This window comes from Streptomyces sp. NPDC021224 (genome assembly GCF_044332905.1).
In the GTDB taxonomy this organism is placed as follows: domain Bacteria; phylum Actinomycetota; class Actinomycetes; order Streptomycetales; family Streptomycetaceae; genus Actinacidiphila.
Genome location: NZ_JBIRPW010000001.1, coordinates 38529 through 53977 on the forward strand (window position 1 = coordinate 38529; position 15449 = coordinate 53977).

A 15449-nucleotide genomic window follows, 5' to 3' on the forward strand; every position below is an offset into this window, starting at 1 on the left:
TTTGGACAACATGCGTAGTCATCCGACTACTCTTGGCGAACATGAAGATCGCTTTCGTCGGGAAGGGCGGCAGCGGCAAGACCACGCTGTCCTCCCTCTTCATCCGCCATCTCGCCGCCTCGCAAGTGCCCGTCGTCGCCGTCGACGCCGACATCAACCAGCACCTCGGCCCGGCGCTCGGCCTCGGCGAGGACGAGGCCGCCGCACTTCCCGCGCTGGGCGCGCACCTGCCGCAGATCAAGGAATACCTGCGCGGCGCCAACCCGCGGATCGCCTCCGCCGAGACGATGATCAAGACGACGCCGCCCGGCCCCGGCTCCCGTCTGCTGCGGCTCACCGGGGACGACGACAACCCCGTCTACGCGGCCTGCGCCCACCCCGTGGCGCTGGACGGCGGCACGGTGCGGCTGATGGTGACGGGTCCCTTCAACGAGTCCGACCTCGGCGTGGCCTGCTACCACTCCAAGGTCGGCGCGGTGGAGCTGTGCCTGAACCACCTCGTCGACGGCCGGGACGAATACCTCGTCGTCGACATGACGGCGGGCAGCGACTCCTTCGCCTCCGGCATGTTCACCCGCTTCGACCTCACCTTCCTGGTCGCCGAACCGACCCGCAAGGGCGTCGCCGTCTACCGGCAGTACCGGGACTACGCACGCGACTACGGCGTCGCGCTCGCCGTGATCGGCAACAAGGTGCAGGGCGCGGACGACCTGGCCTTCCTCCGCGCCGAGGTCGGCGACGACCTGCTGGTGACGGTCGGACACTCGGACTGGGTGCGGGCCATGGAGAAGGGCCGCCCGCCGCGCTTCGAACAGCTTGAGGACGTCAACCGGCGGGCGCTGCACACCATGCACGAGCGGGCGGACGCGGCGTACGAGCGGCGCGACTGGCGGCGCTACACGCAGCAGATGGCACTTTTCCACAGGAAGAACGCGGAGAGCTGGGGAAACTCGAAGACGGGGGCCGACCTCGCGGCGCAGATCGACCCCGGTTTCGTCCTCGACGAGAGCCTGCTGGGGACCGTGCCGGCGGCCGCCCGCGGCGAGTCGCTCAGCGTGCGCCCGGCCTGACGGGCTCGGCGGCACGACCCGCAGAACCCGCCGCGCCCGCAGAACCGGTTGATCCCGCAAGACCGGCTGACCCCGCAGGACCCGCAGGACCCGCGCCCGCCGCCGCGCGGCCTTCCGGCGCGCCCTCCTCCACCGCGCTCGGTGACGGCGTCGGGCGCATCAGCGCGGGCCAGCCGCCCCGCGGGGCCTGCCCGACGTCCAGCCCGCGCAGCCGCTCCAGCACCTTCGGGTCCTGCGCGTCCAGCCAGTCGGCGAGCTGCTTGAAGGACACACACCGCACGTCCGGCTTGCCGCACACGTCCCGGACGGTGTCCTCGACGGCTTTGAGATAGGCCCCGCCGTTCCACGACTCCAGGTGGCTCGCGACGACCAGCGGTGCGCGATTGCCCTCGTAGGCGCGCGTGAAACCGGCCATCAGGCCGTCGTGCATCTGCTCCTGCCATGCGCTGTTCGCCTGCGGATCCTGGGCGCCCGCGACCGGAGTGCCGGACTGGACCGACAGGAATCCCTGGTCGGAGGCGGGCGTCTCGGTGTCCCGGCCGGGTACGGGCACCTCCTGGAGCGGGAAACGCCACAGACCGCCGGACTTCGCGGGCCACACCTGCGGCTGCGGGGTCGGGTCGGCGAGATAGCGGAAGCCCGCCGCCACGGCCGCCGCGGGCAGGCCCGCCGGGTCCGACAGGCACGGCGGGCGGCCGCCGACGACGGCCTTGGCGTAGTCGAAGGGGAGCGGGTCGGCCGCGGACAGGCCGGTGTTCGTCTTCCACCGCCGCGTGAGGTCCGCGGCCTGCCGGATCTCCGCGCCCCACTCCGCTGCGGTCCACCCGCCGGACGCGGTGTCGGGCCCGTCACCACCAGGGCCGTCGGCGCCGCCCGTGCTGCCCGGGGTGTCGACGGCCGCGCCCGCGTCCGGCCCGCAGAAGTGCCCGTTGAAAGAGGTGCCGATCTCGCTGCCGTCCGCCCAGGCGAGGCGCATCTCGCGAACGGTGTCGGCGACGGTCGCCGGGTCGGCCGGGAGGCCGGTGTCGGAGGTGCCGCGCGGGTGCCGGGGCGGGGCGTAGCGGTCCGCGTTCCCGGCGGGGAGCAGGCTGACGCCGCTGACGAAGTACGTCATCGCGGCGCCGTCGCGCTCGCCGAACTCGCGGACGTACGACAGCAGCCGCCGGTCGTCCTGCGCGGCGCCGTCCCAGGAGAAGACGACGAACTGCGGCGGCCGCTCCCCCGCGCCCAGCCGTCGGGCGTCGGGTTGACGCGGCTGGGCGCCGGTGTCTGCCGTGGAGCCGTCGCCGATGAGCCGCAGCACCGGCGGGACCTGGGGCACCCCCTCGAACCCGCGACCTGCCGGACCGTCCAGGCCCGACCCGCCGGACGACGAGCAGGCGGCGGCGCCCAGGGCCAGCACCACGGCGAGCGCGGCGGCGGTGCGCAGCCGCGCGGGGGAACCGCCCCGGACGGCTCCGGCGGCGCGGACGGCACGGACGGCCCGGTCCGCGGGGGCGCGGCGAGCACGGGAAGCGGGGAGCGGCTTGCGTACGGAGTGCATTCGTACCTCGCATCGCGGCAGGGCGTCGGCGTCATGTGGCCACACGCCGACCCACGCTGGCACGCTCACCCTCCGCGCCTGCCCCGCCGGGCCGTTTCATCATTCAAATCACTCGATAGACGTAAAAAAGCTGCCGGGCCAACCTCCGCGCTTCACTCTCCGCATTCGATCCATTACCGTCTTTTTACTGCCTTTTGGCAGTAGTGAGTGATGACACTGCGCCACCGAGTCCCGCCGCCCACCGAAGGAGACGGGAAGTTGAAACTCCGCACCCCGGCCCCGGCCCCCGCCGCGGCCCGCACCCGACCGGCCCGCACCCCCGGCGACCTGCCCGCCTCGATCACCGTCTTCCTCATCGCCGTCCCCCTCTCCCTCGGCATCGCGCTGGCCACCGGCGCGCCGCTCCAGTCCGGCCTGGTCGCCGCGGTCGTCGGCGGCATCGTCGCGGGGAGCCTCGGCGGCGCGCCGCTCCAGGTCAGCGGGGCCGCGACCAGCCTGGTCGTGGTCACCGCCGGGCTCGTGGACCGCTACGGCTGGCGCGCCACCTGCGCCGTCACCGTGCTCGCGGGGCTCGCGCAACTGCTGCTGGGCGTGCTGCGGGTGGCCAGGGCGGCGCTCGCGGTGAGCCCGGCCATCGTGCACGGCATGCTCGCCGGTATCGGCGTGGTCATCGCGGTGGGCCAGCTGCATGTGGTGCTCGGCGGCAGCCCGCAGATCTCGGCGGTCGCCAACATCGCGGCGCTGCCCGGACAGCTGACGGACAGCCATCCCGTCACACCGCTCGTCGGGGCGGTCACCGTCGCCGTGCTGCTGGGCTGGCCGCGGCTGCGCGACCGGCTCGGGGAGCGGGTCGGCGGCCGCGCGGGGAGCGTGCTGGGGTCGGTCCCGGCGCCGCTCGCGGCGGTCGCGGTGGCGACGGCGGCGGCCGCGGGGCTGTCCGTGCCGCGCGTGGAGCTGCCCGCGTGGCAGGCGCCCGGACTGCCGGAGATGCCGGACGGGCCGGTCCTCGGCGTCGTCGCGGTGGTCCTGACGGTGACGCTGGTGGCGAGCATGGAGTCGCTGCTGTCGGCGCTCGCGGTGGACGCCCTGCAGGCCGCCCGGCAGCCCGCGGCGCAGACCCCACCGGTCCGGCTGGACCGCGAGCTGCTGGGGCAGGGCGCGGCCAACGTGGTGTCAGGTCTGCTGGGCGGGCTGCCGATCGCGGGCGGCGCGATGCGCGGCTCGGCGAATGTCGCGGCGGGCGCGCGGACGCGCCGGGCCACGGTGCTGCACGGCGTGTGGGTGCTGGCGTGCGCGGGGCTGGCCGCGGGCGCACTGGAGGCGATCCCGCTGGCCGCGCTGGCGGCGCTGGTGATGCTGGTCGGGGTGCGCATGGTGAGCTTCGCGCACATCCGCCATGTGCGGCGGCACCGCGAATTCCCGGTGTACGCGGCCACGCTGGGCACGGTCGTGGTCCTCGGCGTGCTCCAGGGCGTGGCGGCGGGCATCGCGGTGGCCGTCGTGCTGGCCCTGCGGCGGCTGACGCACACCCGGGTCACCGTCACCGTCGCCGAGGAATATGCCAGGGAAATCAAAGAAAGCCTAAAAAGCGATAAATCAGAAGAAAAAGAAGAAAGCCGGGAAAAGGTGCAGGAGGCGTGTGCGCGGGTACGGGTACGCGTGACAGGGCAGTTGACCTTTCTCGCGGTGTCGCGGCTGACGCGGGCACTCGCGCAGGTACCGGACGGGGCGGAGGTGGCGGTGGAGCTGGACGGGTCGTTCATGGACCACGCGGCCTCCGAGGCGCTGCGCGGCTGGTGCGCGCGGCACCGCGGCCGCGGCGGCCAGGTCGCGCTCGGCGACGGGGCGGGCCGCGCCCTGCGCGAGCCGGCGCCCACCCACGCGTGCCGCCCCTGGACGCCCTGGCGCAACTACCACTGCACGCACCCGGGGCGCCATCAGGCCACCGGCGGCGGCCAGTTGCTCGGCGGGGTCAGCGCCTTCCAGCGCCACACGGCGCCACTGGTACGCGAGGAGCTGGCGCGACTGGCCCGCGAGGGCCAGCGGCCGACCCAGCTCTTCCTCACCTGTGCCGACTCCCGGCTGGTCACGAGCATGATCACCTCCAGCGGGCCGGGCGATCTGTTCACGGTGCGCAATGTGGGCAATCTGCTGCCGCCACCCGGTTCGGACGCCTCCTGCGACTCGGTGGCGGCCGCCGTCGAGTACGCGGTGGAGGTGCTGGAGGTCGGCAGCATCACCGTGTGCGGGCATTCGGGCTGCGGGGCGATGGCGGCGCTGCTGGCCTCGGCCCACGAGCCCGACGCGCAGACCCCGCCGCACGAGCTGCAGGAGCGGCGCGAGCCGGATCAGCCGGATGAGTCCCCTGAGCCGCGCGAGTCCGACGCGCAGACCCCGCTGGCCCGCTGGCTGCGGCACGGGCGTCCGAGTCTGGCCCGGATGGCGCGGGGCCCCGGCGGCGCGGACGGCGGGGCGGCGCTGGCCGACCGCCCGGTCGCGGACGACCACGAGGCGCTCAGCCTGGCCAACGTCGTGCAGCAGCTCGACCACCTGGCAGCGCACCCGGGGGTGGCCCGCCGCATCGCCGACGGGCGGCTCCAGCTGCACGGGATGTACTTCCACGTGGGCGAGGCCCAGGCGTATCTGCTCGATCGCGCCTCTGGCATATTCACCGCAGTACGGCCGGACCCCGCACCTCTTTCGCACGACCCCGCACCCGTGGCGGAGGCCGCGGCCCCGCCGCCCCCGGCAGTACCGCCGACGGCGCCGGAGGGCGACGGCCCGGCGGCGTACGGACTGACCACAAAGGTCTAAACCACTTCCGGGCGAACCCTTGTCAGGGTGCCCCGCGGACTGGTGAGGTAGTGGCGGGACATCTGGGAGACCCTGACAAGGAGCTGGCGTGAGCAGCAATGAGAGCCTGGCCAACCTGCTGAAGGAGGAGCGGCGCTTCGAGCCGCCTGCGGAGCTGGCCGCCGCCGCCAATGTCACCGCGGCGGCGTACGAGCAGGCCGCGGCCGACCGGCTGGGCTTCTGGGCGGAGCAGGCCCGGCGGCTGACCTGGGCGACCGAGCCGACCCAGACGCTGGACTGGTCGAACCCGCCGTTCGCCAAGTGGTTCGCGGACGGCGAGCTGAACGTGGCGTACAACTGCGTCGACCGGCACGTCGAGGCCGGCCACGGCGACCGTATCGCCCTGCACTTCGAGGGCGAGCCGGGCGACAGCCGGGCGATCAGCTACGCCGAACTGAAGGACGAGGTCTGCCGCGCCGCGAACGCGCTGGCGGAGCTGGGCGTGGGCAAGGGCGACCGGGTCGCGGTCTACCTGCCGATGATCCCCGAGGCGGTCGTGGCGATGCTGGCGTGCGCGCGGATCGGCGCGGCCCACTCCGTCGTCTTCGGCGGCTTCTCGGCCGACGCCGTCGCGTCCCGTATCGACGACGCCGACGCCAAGCTGGTCATCACCGCGGACGGCGGTTACCGGCGCGGCAAGCCTTCCGCGCTGAAGCCCGCCATAGACGACGCGGTCGCGCGCACCCCGCAGGTCGAGCACGTGCTGGTGGTCCGCCGCACCGGGCAGGAGGTGGCCTGGACTGCAGGTCGCGACCTGTGGTGGCACGAGGTCACCGGCCGCCAGTCGACCGAGCACACCCCGGAGCCCTTCGAGGCCGAGCACCCGCTGTTCATCCTCTACACCTCGGGCACCACGGGTAAGCCGAAGGGCATCCTGCACACCTCCGGCGGCTACCTGACGCAGGCGAGCTACACCCACCACGCCGTCTTCGACCTCAAGCCCGAGACGGACGTCTACTGGTGCACCGCCGACATCGGCTGGGTCACCGGGCACTCGTACATCGTCTACGGCCCGCTCTCCAACGGCGCCACCCAGGTGATCTACGAGGGCACCCCGGACACCCCGCACCAGGGCCGCTTCTGGGAGATCGTGCAGAAGTACGGTGTGACGATCCTCTACACCGCGCCCACCGCGATCCGCACGTTCATGAAGTGGGGCGACGCGATCCCGGCGAAGTTCGACCTGAGCAGCCTGCGCGTGCTCGGCAGCGTCGGTGAGCCGATCAACCCCGAGGCGTGGGTCTGGTACCGCGAGAACATCGGCGCGGGCAAGACCCCGGTCGTCGACACGTGGTGGCAGACGGAGACGGGCGCGATGATGATCAGCCCGCTGCCCGGCGTCACCGCCGCCAAGCCCGGCTCGGCGCAGACCCCGCTGCCCGGCATCGCCGCCACCGTCGTGGACGACGAGGGCAACGAGGTGCCCGACGGCTCCGGCGGCTATCTGGTGCTGACCGAGCCGTGGCCGTCGATGCTGCGCACCATCTGGGGCGACGACCAGCGCTACCTCGACACCTACTGGTCCCGCTTCCCCGGGCGCTACTTCGCGGGCGACGGCGCCAAGAAGGACGACGACGGCGACATCTGGCTGCTCGGCCGGGTCGACGACGTGATGCTGGTGTCCGGCCACAACATCTCGACGACCGAGGTCGAGTCGGCGCTCGTGTCGCACCCGAAGGTCGCCGAGTCCGCGGTCGTCGGTGCCGCCGACGAGACGACGGGGCAGGCCATCGTCGCCTTCGTGATCCTGCGCGGCTCCGCGGAGGACAGCGCCGAGCTGGTCGCGTCGCTGCGCGACCACGTCGGCAAGACCCTCGGCCCGATCGCCAAGCCCAAGCGCGTCCTGGTGGTCTCCGAGCTGCCGAAGACGCGGTCCGGCAAGATCATGCGCCGCCTGCTGCGGGACGTCGCGGAGAACCGCGAGCTGGGTGACGTCACCACGCTCACCGACTCCTCCGTGATGGACCTGATCCAGACGAAGCTGCCGAGCGCGGCCAGCGAGGACTGACGCTGCCGCTGCCGCCCTGAGGGCGCCCCGCCGATGACCGGCGGGGCGCCCTCCCGCGTTCCCGCGCCCGCCCGCTCCCCCGCGGCCGCCCGCTCCCCCGCGCCCGCCCGCTCCCCCGCCGCCGCACGCACCCGCCACCGCGCCGCTCCCCGGCCCTCCCCGGCTCCACTCCGCCCGCTCCCCGCCGCCCGCCCTCCGGCCGCCCACGCACCCCCGTACGTACCGCCGTACGCGCCCGCCGCGCGCGCCCCCGCGCCCCTCCCGCGCGCACCGCGCCGCTCGCACCACCCCGGGCGCGCGCCCCTCCCCCTTCCGGGCCAGCACAAGGGCCCGCCGTCCGCGGGTCCGGGGCAGGCTGGGAGGGCGACGCGGACCCGCGGACGGGGCAAGCATGCCCCGACGGAGGGTGCCGCCGCTGAGCGCGCCCAGGAGGTCGCCCGTGTCCGAGCCGCGGCGCCGCCGCCCCGCCGTCCTGCTCGGCCGCCTCCCGCTCCCCGAGCGCAACGCCCTCCTCGACGCCCTGCGCGCGGAGACCGTCGGTGGCGTGCTGCTGCTCGCGGCCGCGGCCGCCGCCCTGATCTGGGCGAACATCGCCGGGCACGGCTACGGGACCGCCGTCCACCACCACATCGGCCCCGCGGCCCTCGGCCTGCACCTGTCCGTCGCGCACTGGGCGTCGGACGGCCTGCTCGCCGTCTTCTTCTTCGTCGCCGGCATCGAGCTCAAGCGGGAGCTGGTCACCGGCGAGCTGCGCACCCCCTCCGCCGCCGCCCTCCCCGTCGTCGCGGCGCTGTGCGGCATGGCCGTCCCGGCGGGCGTGTACGCGGTGACCGCCGCGGCGGGCGGCGGCTCGCTGCGCGGCTGGGCGGTGCCGACGGCCACCGACATCGCGTTCGCACTCGGCGTGCTCGCCGTCATCGGCACCGCGCTGCCCGCGGCCCTGCGCGCCTTCCTGCTCACCCTGGCCGTCGTGGACGACCTGTGCGCGATCCTGGTCATCGCGATCTTCTTCACCTCCACCATCAACGTGGCCGCCCTGGTCGGCGCCGCCGCGTGCCTGGTGCTGTTCTGGGTGCTGCTGCACGCCCGGGTACGCGGCTGGTACGTCTACGTGCCGCTCGCCCTGGTGACGTGGGCGCTGACGCTCAACAGCGGGATCCACGCGACCGTCGCGGGCGTGGCCATGGGCCTGATGCTGCGCTGCACCCCACGCCGGGGACCGGGACCGGGGCGAAGGCCGGGTCCGGACGCCGGTACGGACGCGGGTGCCGGTACGGACGCGGGCGTGACCGCGGCCGGGCCCTCGCAGGCCGAGCACGTCGAGCACCTGCTGCGGCCGCTGTCGGCGGGGCTCGCGGTGCCGCTCTTCGCGCTCTTCAACGCCGGTGTCGCGGTGTCGGCGACGGCCCTGTCCGGCGTCTTCACGCGGCCGGAGACGCTGGGCGTCGTGCTCGGTCTGGTGGCGGGCAAGACCGTGGGCATCTTCGGCGGCACCTGGGCCGCCGCCCGCTTCACCCGCGCGACCCTCAACCCCGACCTGACCTGGCCGGACGTCTTCGCGCTGGCCGCGCTCGGCGGTATCGGCTTCACCGTGGCGCTGCTGATCGGCGAGCTGGCCTTCGCGTCCGACCCCGCGCTCACCGCCGAGGTCAAGGCGGCGGTGCTGGTCGGCTCGGTGGTCTCCGCGCTGCTGGCCTCGGTCCTGCTCAAGCTGCGCGACACGACCTACCGGCGGCTGGCGGAGGACGAGGAGCGCGACGAGGACGGCGACGGCGTCCCGGACGTCTACGAGGCGGGCGACCCCGCCTACCACCTCCGGATGGCCGAGATACTGGAGGCGAAGGCCGCCGAGCACCGCAGGCTCGCCCAACTGGCCCGCCACGACAGCGGACCTGACACGATCTGAGGCATGATCGGGACAGCGGACGGTCGAACCGCCACGGAACGGGCCGCTCGACAGTGGACGACACAACGACGGAGGACGACGCGATGAGCGCAGCCCACAACGGTGACAGCCGCAGCATCGGGCAGCTGTTCGCGGCCGCCACGGCGGAGATGAGCGCCCTGGTGCACGACGAGATCGCGCTGGCCAAGGCGGAGCTGCGGGCGGACGCCAAGCGGGTGGCGATCGGCAGCGGCGCGATGGTCGCCGCGCTGGCGCTCGCGCTGTTCTCCGTGCCGATGCTGAGCCTTGCGGCGGCATGGGGCCTGAAGGCGCTCGGCATCACCACCGGCTGGGCGTTCCTGATCGTCTTCGGCGCGTACGTCTTCCTCGCGCTGCTCATCGGAGCGATCGGCGTGCTGCGCTTCAAGGCCGTCAAGAAGCCGGAGCGGTCCATCAACTCGGCCAAGCAGACGGCCGCGGTGCTGCAGAAGGCCAAGCCCCGTCCGCGCGAGCTGGCGGACGGCGCGGCGCTGCGCGGTGGCGCCACCGAATCGTCACGTTCCGGACGCGTGCTGCCCCCCGCGGACGCCCCGGTGAAGGCGAAGATGTGACACGCTCTGGGGCATGAACTCCGCCGAGCGCCCCGCGAATCCGTGGACGATGGGCGGGTCGAGCGCGTCGGTGATCCGGCCGGACGGCCCGTGGACCCACCGTGATGTCGCGGCCAACGGTGCCCGCTTCCACATCGCGGAGGCCGGCGACGGTCCGCTGGTCCTGCTCCTGCACGGCTTCCCGCAGTTCTGGTGGACCTGGCGGCACCAGCTCACCGCACTCGCCGACGCCGGTTTCCGCGCGGTCGCGATGGATCTGCGCGGTGTCGGCGGCAGCGACCGCACCCCGCGCGGCTACGACCCGGGCAACCTCGCCCTCGACGTCACCGGGGTGATCCGCTCGCTGGGCGAGCCGGACGCCGCCGTCGTCGGCCACGACCTGGGCGGGTATCTCGCCTGGACGGCGGCGGCGATGCGGCCCAAGCTCGTACGGCGGCTCGCGGTCGTCTCGATGCCGCACCCGCGCCGCTGGCGCACTGCGATGCTCACTGACCTGCGGCAGAGCCGGGCCGGGGCGTACATCTGGGGCTTCCAGCGGCCGTGGATCCCCGAGCGGCAGCTCGTCGCGGACGGCGCGGCGCTGGTCGGCGAGCTGATCACCCAGTGGTCCGGGCCCTCGCTGCCGGACGAGGGGGCCGTCGAGGTCTACCGGCAGGCGATGCAGATCCCGTCCACCGCGCACTGCTCGATCGAGCCCTACCGGTGGATGGTGCGGTCGATGGCCCGGCCGGACGGCATCCAGTTCAACCGCCGGATGAAGCGGCCGGTCAGGGTGCCGACGCTGCATCTGCACGGCTCCCTGGACCCGGCACTGCGTACCGGCAGTGCGGCGGGCAGCGGGGAGTACGTCGAGGCGCCCTACCGCTGGCGGCTCTTCGACGGGCTCGGGCACTTCCCGCACGAGGAGGACCCGGCGGCCTTCTCCGCCGAGCTGATCAACTGGCTGCGGGACCCCGAACCGGACCGCTGAGCCGCCGCCCGGGAGGCCACCGACACGGTCGTGGCGGTACGTGAGCGCGCGGCATCCGTCCGTGGTTCCGGGGCGCCCGTCCGCGAACCGGGCGCGACACGCCGGGACACGTCCGATACGACAAGCTCATGGTCATTTGGATTGCCGGACGCATAGGCCAACAGGACCACCAAACGGCGATTACGGACCAACGGGGGCGGGCACGTAGCTCGGTATGGGTTGGACGCACGACTACCGTGATGGGTCACGTACTCGCCGAAGCACCCCCGCCGCCGTCAGCAGTACGGCGCCCATGGACCTCTTCCCGCCGGGCGAGGCCCCGCTGGGGATTCCGCACATCCTCCGGCGCCGCGCCCGCTGGGTCGGCGCCCGGCTCCGCCATCCGCGCGGCTGACGGCCGCACGGGCCGGGTGGCGGCGGAGGGACGCCCCCTCCGCCGCCACCCGGCCCCGCACAGCTGTCACAGCGCGCAGCTCTCGCTGTCCACCCGCCGGTCCGCGGTGAGCCCGGCCTTCGCGTCGGGGGCGACCTCGTCGGCGGTCAGCGCGTAGCCGGTGTTGGAGTCGTCCAGCGACTTGGCGAAGACGACACCCGCGACCTTGCCGTCCGGGGTGAGCAGCGGCCCGCCGGAATTGCCCTGCCGGACGGTCGCGTACAGCGAGTAGACGTCGCGGTGGACGGTGCCGCGGTGGTAGATGTCGGGGCCGTTGGCCATGATCCGGTCGCGCACGCGGGCCGCCCGCACGTCGAAGCCGCCGTTCTCCGGGAAGCCGGCCACGATCGCGTCGTCGCGGCTGTGCTCGTCGGTGGTGGCGAAGCGCAGCGCGGGTGCGTCAAGGCCGGGCACGTCCAGCACCGCGATGTCGCGCTGCCAGTCGTAGAGCACCACCTTCGCGTCGTGCAGCCGGCCCTTGCCGCCGACCTGCACGGTCGGCTCGGAGACACCGCCGACGACGTGCGCGTTCGTCATGACCTTGCCCGGCGCGAACACAAAGCCGGAGCCCTCCAGCACCTTGCCGCAGCCCGGGGCGGTGCCGACGACCTTGACGATGCTGCGCCGCGCGGTGGTCACCACCGGGTTGTTGACCAGCGCCGGGTCGGGCGCGGGCACCGAGGTGATCGGCTCGGCGCCGAAGGTGCCGAAGACCTGCGGCAGGCCGTTCTGCGCCAGCGTGGTGCTGAAGTTGTCGAACCATGTGTCGGCCTGCGACGGCATGACCCGCGACACCCCGAGCAGCACCTTCGACGAGCGCACCTCGCGCCCTATCGTCGGCAGCGCGGTGGTGGCCAGCGCACTGCCTATGAGCCACGCCACCAGCAGCATCGCCAGCACGTTGACCAGCGCCCCGCCGCTCGCGTCAACCGCGCGGGCGGGCGACCAGGTGATCTTCGTCCGCAGCTTGTTGCCGAGGTGCGTGGTGAACGCCTGCCCCACCGACGCGCACACGATGACGATCGCGACCGCCGTGACGACCGCGACCGAACCCGGGGTGGCGTCACCGGTCGCCTTGTCCCACAGCAGCGGCAGCAGGTAGATCGCGACGAGGCCACCGCCGACGAAGCCGACGACCGACATGACGCCGACGACGAAGCCCTGCCGGTAGCCGACCACGGCGAACCAGACAGCGGCGAGGATGAGCAGGAAGTCCAGCACGTTCACGAGGGACACGGTCTCATGGCGACCTGAGCGCGCGGGAGCGTACGGAGCAGCAGGGCAGCCGGATTCGGGCACGATCCGCCGCGCCGCGCCCCCGGGCGGGCCGACGGCAGGGCAGCGGCGGGGGCGGGGTCAGCCGAGCGGGCAGCGACAGCGGCGGGGGCGGGAGCGGGGTCAGCCGAGCGGGACGGTCCGCTCCCGGTCCCAGGGGACCTCCCAGCCCGCGTAGTGCAGGATCTTGTCGATCAGACCCGCAGTGAACCCCCACACCAGGGCGTCCTGCACCAGGAAGGCCGGGCCGCGGAAGCCGCTCGGATGGGTGAGCGTCGCACGGTTGGCCGGATCGGTGAGATCGGCGACGGTGGCGCGGAAGACCCGGGCCGTCTCCGCCGGATCGACGACGCCGACCGGGCTGGGCTCGCGCCACCAGCCCAGCACCGGGGTGACGACGAAGCCGCTGACGGGGATGTAGAGGCGCGGCAGGACACCGAAGAGCTGGACACCCGCCGGATCGAGGCCCGTCTCCTCTCGGGCCTCGCGCAGCGCGGCACGCAGCGGGCCCGCGCCCTCCGGGTCGCCGTCCTCCGGATCGAGCGCGCCGCCCGGGAAGGACGGCTGCCCGGCGTGCGAGCGCAGGGCGGCGGAGCGCTCCATGAGCAGCAGATCGGGGCCGTGCGGGGTCTCCGGGCTCTCACCGAAGAGGATGAGCACGGCGGACTGCCGGCCGCCCGAGGCCGGGGGCAGGAAGCGGCTGAGCTGCTCGGGGCGTATCCGCTCCGCCGCGTCCGCGACCGGGGCGAGCCAGCCGGGCAGGCCCTCCCGGCTGACCTGCACGTCCGCCCCCGCGCCCCGGGCCTGGGTCATGAGGCGGCCAGCGGGGGCGCGGGCTGCCCGGGGTAGCCCGGCGGGGGCTTGAGGCGCTGGCCGGGCGCGCCGCCCTTCTCGTACTTGAGCAGCTTCTTCGCCTTCTCCGGATCCATCTCGCCCTCCCCGTACGACGGGCACAGCGGCGCGATGGGGCAGGCGCCGCACGCGGGCTTGCGGGCGTGGCAGATGCGGCGGCCGTGGAAGACGACGCGGTGCGACAGCATCGTCCACTCCGACTTCGGGAAAAGGGCCGCGACGTCCTTCTCGACCTGCTCGGGATCCTCCGACGTCGTCCACCCGAAGCGCCGCGAGAGGCGTCCGAAGTGCGTGTCCACGGTGATGCCGGGCACCCCGAAGGCGTTGCCGAGGACGACGTTGGCGGTCTTGCGGCCGACGCCGGGCAGCTTGACCAGATCCTCTATACGGCCGGGAACCTCCCCGCCGAAATCGTCGCGCAGAGCCGCGGACAGACCTATCACCGAGCGCGTCTTGGCGCGGAAGAAGCCGGTGGGCCGGAGGATCTCCTCCATCTCCACCGGATCGGCCGCGGCCATCGCCTCCGGCGTCGGATAGGCCTCGAACAGCGCGGGCGTCGTCTGGTTCACCCGCAGGTCGGTGGTCTGCGCCGACAGCACGGTGGCGATCAGCAGCTGGAAGGGATTCTCGAAATCCAGCTCCGGATGGGCATACGGATAGACCTCGGCCAGCTCACGGTTGATCCGCCGGGCCTGCCGCACGAGCCCGGTGTGCGTCTGCGCGACCTTCGCCTTCTTCTTGACCGCGGCCGCACCGGCCGGGGCCGGGCTCGCCGCGCCACTCCTCGTCGCCATGCCGCCAGACTACGGGCCGCCACCGACACCCGGCGGTGATCCCCGCGAGCCCGTGCCGCCGGGCGCGGCGCGGGCCGCCGCCGACCGCACGCGGGGCGGCCGACCCGCCGCCGACGGTGTTCGCTGAGAGCGGAAAACAAGGTGCGGGCCCACTCGTTCGGCCGCCGAGGGCGGGGCGGGCGGCCCCCAATCGGCCCCCCGGGGCACTCCTCCGGCCCCTGATAAGACATCCTTGTGATTGATCGCACTGTTTGATACGTCATGCATCATGGGGACAACCCAGCGATGTCGACAAGGAGAGAGCTCGTGGACGACGTTCTGCGCCGTGCCCCGCTTTTCGCGGCGCTCGACGACGAGCAGGCCGCTGAACTGCGCGCCTCCATGACCGAGGTCACGCTCGCGCGTGGCGATTCGCTGTTCCACGAGGGCGACCCCGGGGACCGGCTGTACGTCGTCACCGAAGGCAAGGTGAAGCTGCACCGCACCTCCCCCGACGGCCGCGAGAACATGCTGGCCGTCGTCGGACCCGGTGAGCTGATCGGCGAGCTGTCGCTCTTCGACCCCGGCCCGCGGACGGCGACCGCCACGGCGCTCACCGAGGTCAAGCTGCTGGGCCTCGGCCACGGCGACCTCCAGCCCTGGCTCAACGTCCGGCCCGAGGTCTCCACCGCGCTGCTGCGCGCGGTCGCGCGCCGACTGCGGCGGACCAACGACGTCATGTCCGACCTCGTCTTCTCCGACGTCCCCGGGCGCGTCGCCAAGGCCCTGCTCGACCTCTCCCGCCGCTTCGGCGTCCAGTCGGAAGAGGGCATCCACGTCGTGCACGACCTGACACAGGAGGAGCTGGCCCAGCTCGTGGGCGCGTCGCGCGAGACGGTGAACAAGGCGCTCGCCGACTTCGCCGGCCGCGGGTGGCTCCGCCTGGAGGCCCGCGCGGTGATCCTGCTCGACGTCGAGCGCCTGGCGAAGCGCAGTCGCTGACCGCTGGGGTCGACCCTCGAACGCGCCGGGCGGTGCCTTGCTGTGGCCCTCGCGACCTTCTCGCCATCGTGGCTGGTCGCGCAGTTCCCCGCGCCCCTGAGGTGGTTGCCACCTCGCGTGGCACCGTGCCATTCCCCCAGCGGGGGGTGAGCAGCTCCCCGCGCCCCGGAAGAT

12 protein-coding genes are annotated in these 15449 nt (G+C 73.5%); 8 read left to right on the plus strand and 4 right to left on the minus strand.

What is annotated here, in order from left to right:
• Nucleotides 1-41 precede the first annotated feature (41 nt).
• The gene (locus ACH4PY_RS00130) at nucleotides 42-1070 is read left to right on the plus strand and encodes an ATP-binding protein (protein WP_398173778.1); all 1029 of its coding nucleotides are present in this window, start codon (nucleotides 42-44) and stop codon (nucleotides 1068-1070) included.
• Here the strand turns inward: ACH4PY_RS00130 and ACH4PY_RS00135 are convergent.
• Nucleotides 1051-2613 carry a hypothetical protein gene (locus ACH4PY_RS00135; protein ID WP_398173781.1) on the minus strand — a complete coding sequence of 521 codons (1563 nt, stop codon included), beginning with the start codon at nucleotides 2611-2613 and terminating at the stop codon, nucleotides 1051-1053. The two genes, ACH4PY_RS00130 and ACH4PY_RS00135, sit on opposite strands and share 20 nt — an antisense overlap.
• 210 nt (nucleotides 2614-2823) lie before the next feature.
• Here ACH4PY_RS00135 and ACH4PY_RS00140 point away from each other — a divergent pair, with 210 nt between their 5' ends.
• The 6 genes from ACH4PY_RS00140 to ACH4PY_RS00165 all read left to right on the plus strand — a co-directional run bounded on the left by ACH4PY_RS00140 (nucleotide 2824) and on the right by ACH4PY_RS00165 (nucleotide 11334).
• Nucleotides 2824-5427 (plus strand): bifunctional SulP family inorganic anion transporter/carbonic anhydrase, encoded by a 2604-nt coding sequence (locus ACH4PY_RS00140; RefSeq protein WP_398173784.1) that lies wholly within the window; start codon nucleotides 2824-2826, stop codon nucleotides 5425-5427.
• A gap of 88 nt (nucleotides 5428-5515) precedes the next feature.
• Nucleotides 5516-7474 (plus strand): acetate--CoA ligase, encoded by a 1959-nt coding sequence (gene acs / locus ACH4PY_RS00145; RefSeq protein ID WP_398173787.1) that lies wholly within the window; start codon nucleotides 5516-5518, stop codon nucleotides 7472-7474.
• 391 nt (nucleotides 7475-7865) lie between these two features.
• Complete coding sequence (gene nhaA, locus ACH4PY_RS00150; protein WP_398173790.1) at nucleotides 7866-9380, plus strand: Na+/H+ antiporter NhaA; 1515 nt, start codon at nucleotides 7866-7868, stop codon at nucleotides 9378-9380.
• Nucleotides 9381-9463: 83 nt separating this feature from the next.
• A complete protein-coding gene (locus tag ACH4PY_RS00155; protein WP_398173793.1) occupies nucleotides 9464-9970 on the plus strand; it encodes a phage holin family protein in 507 nt (168 codons plus the stop codon).
• 13 nt (nucleotides 9971-9983) lie between these two features.
• Complete coding sequence (locus tag ACH4PY_RS00160) at nucleotides 9984-10940, plus strand: alpha/beta fold hydrolase (RefSeq protein ID WP_398173796.1); 957 nt, start codon at nucleotides 9984-9986, stop codon at nucleotides 10938-10940.
• Nucleotides 10941-11154: 214 nt separating this feature from the next.
• Nucleotides 11155-11334 carry a hypothetical protein gene (locus tag ACH4PY_RS00165; protein WP_398173799.1) on the plus strand — a complete coding sequence of 60 codons (180 nt, stop codon included), beginning with the start codon at nucleotides 11155-11157 and terminating at the stop codon, nucleotides 11332-11334.
• Nucleotides 11335-11400: 66 nt separating this feature from the next.
• Here ACH4PY_RS00165 and ACH4PY_RS00170 read toward each other — a convergent pair whose 3' ends face one another.
• From ACH4PY_RS00170 to nth, 3 genes are all read right to left on the minus strand, one after another.
• Nucleotides 11401-12600 carry a MarP family serine protease gene (locus ACH4PY_RS00170; RefSeq protein ID WP_398175989.1) on the minus strand — a complete coding sequence of 400 codons (1200 nt, stop codon included), beginning with the start codon at nucleotides 12598-12600 and terminating at the stop codon, nucleotides 11401-11403.
• Nucleotides 12601-12771: 171 nt separating this feature from the next.
• Nucleotides 12772-13461 (minus strand): NUDIX hydrolase, encoded by a 690-nt coding sequence (locus ACH4PY_RS00175; RefSeq protein ID WP_398173802.1) that lies wholly within the window; start codon nucleotides 13459-13461, stop codon nucleotides 12772-12774.
• Nucleotides 13458-14294 (minus strand): endonuclease III, encoded by an 837-nt coding sequence (gene nth, locus ACH4PY_RS00180; RefSeq protein ID WP_398173805.1) that lies wholly within the window; start codon nucleotides 14292-14294, stop codon nucleotides 13458-13460. The genes ACH4PY_RS00175 and nth overlap by 4 nt, the downstream gene beginning before the upstream one ends.
• Nucleotides 14295-14600: 306 nt before the next feature.
• On the opposite strand from nth, the gene ACH4PY_RS00185 reads away from it, so the two are divergent.
• Entirely contained in the window at nucleotides 14601-15275 is a 675-nt protein-coding gene (locus ACH4PY_RS00185; RefSeq protein ID WP_031520125.1) for a Crp/Fnr family transcriptional regulator, read from the plus strand.
• The last annotated feature ends 174 nt before the right edge of the window (nucleotides 15276-15449 follow it).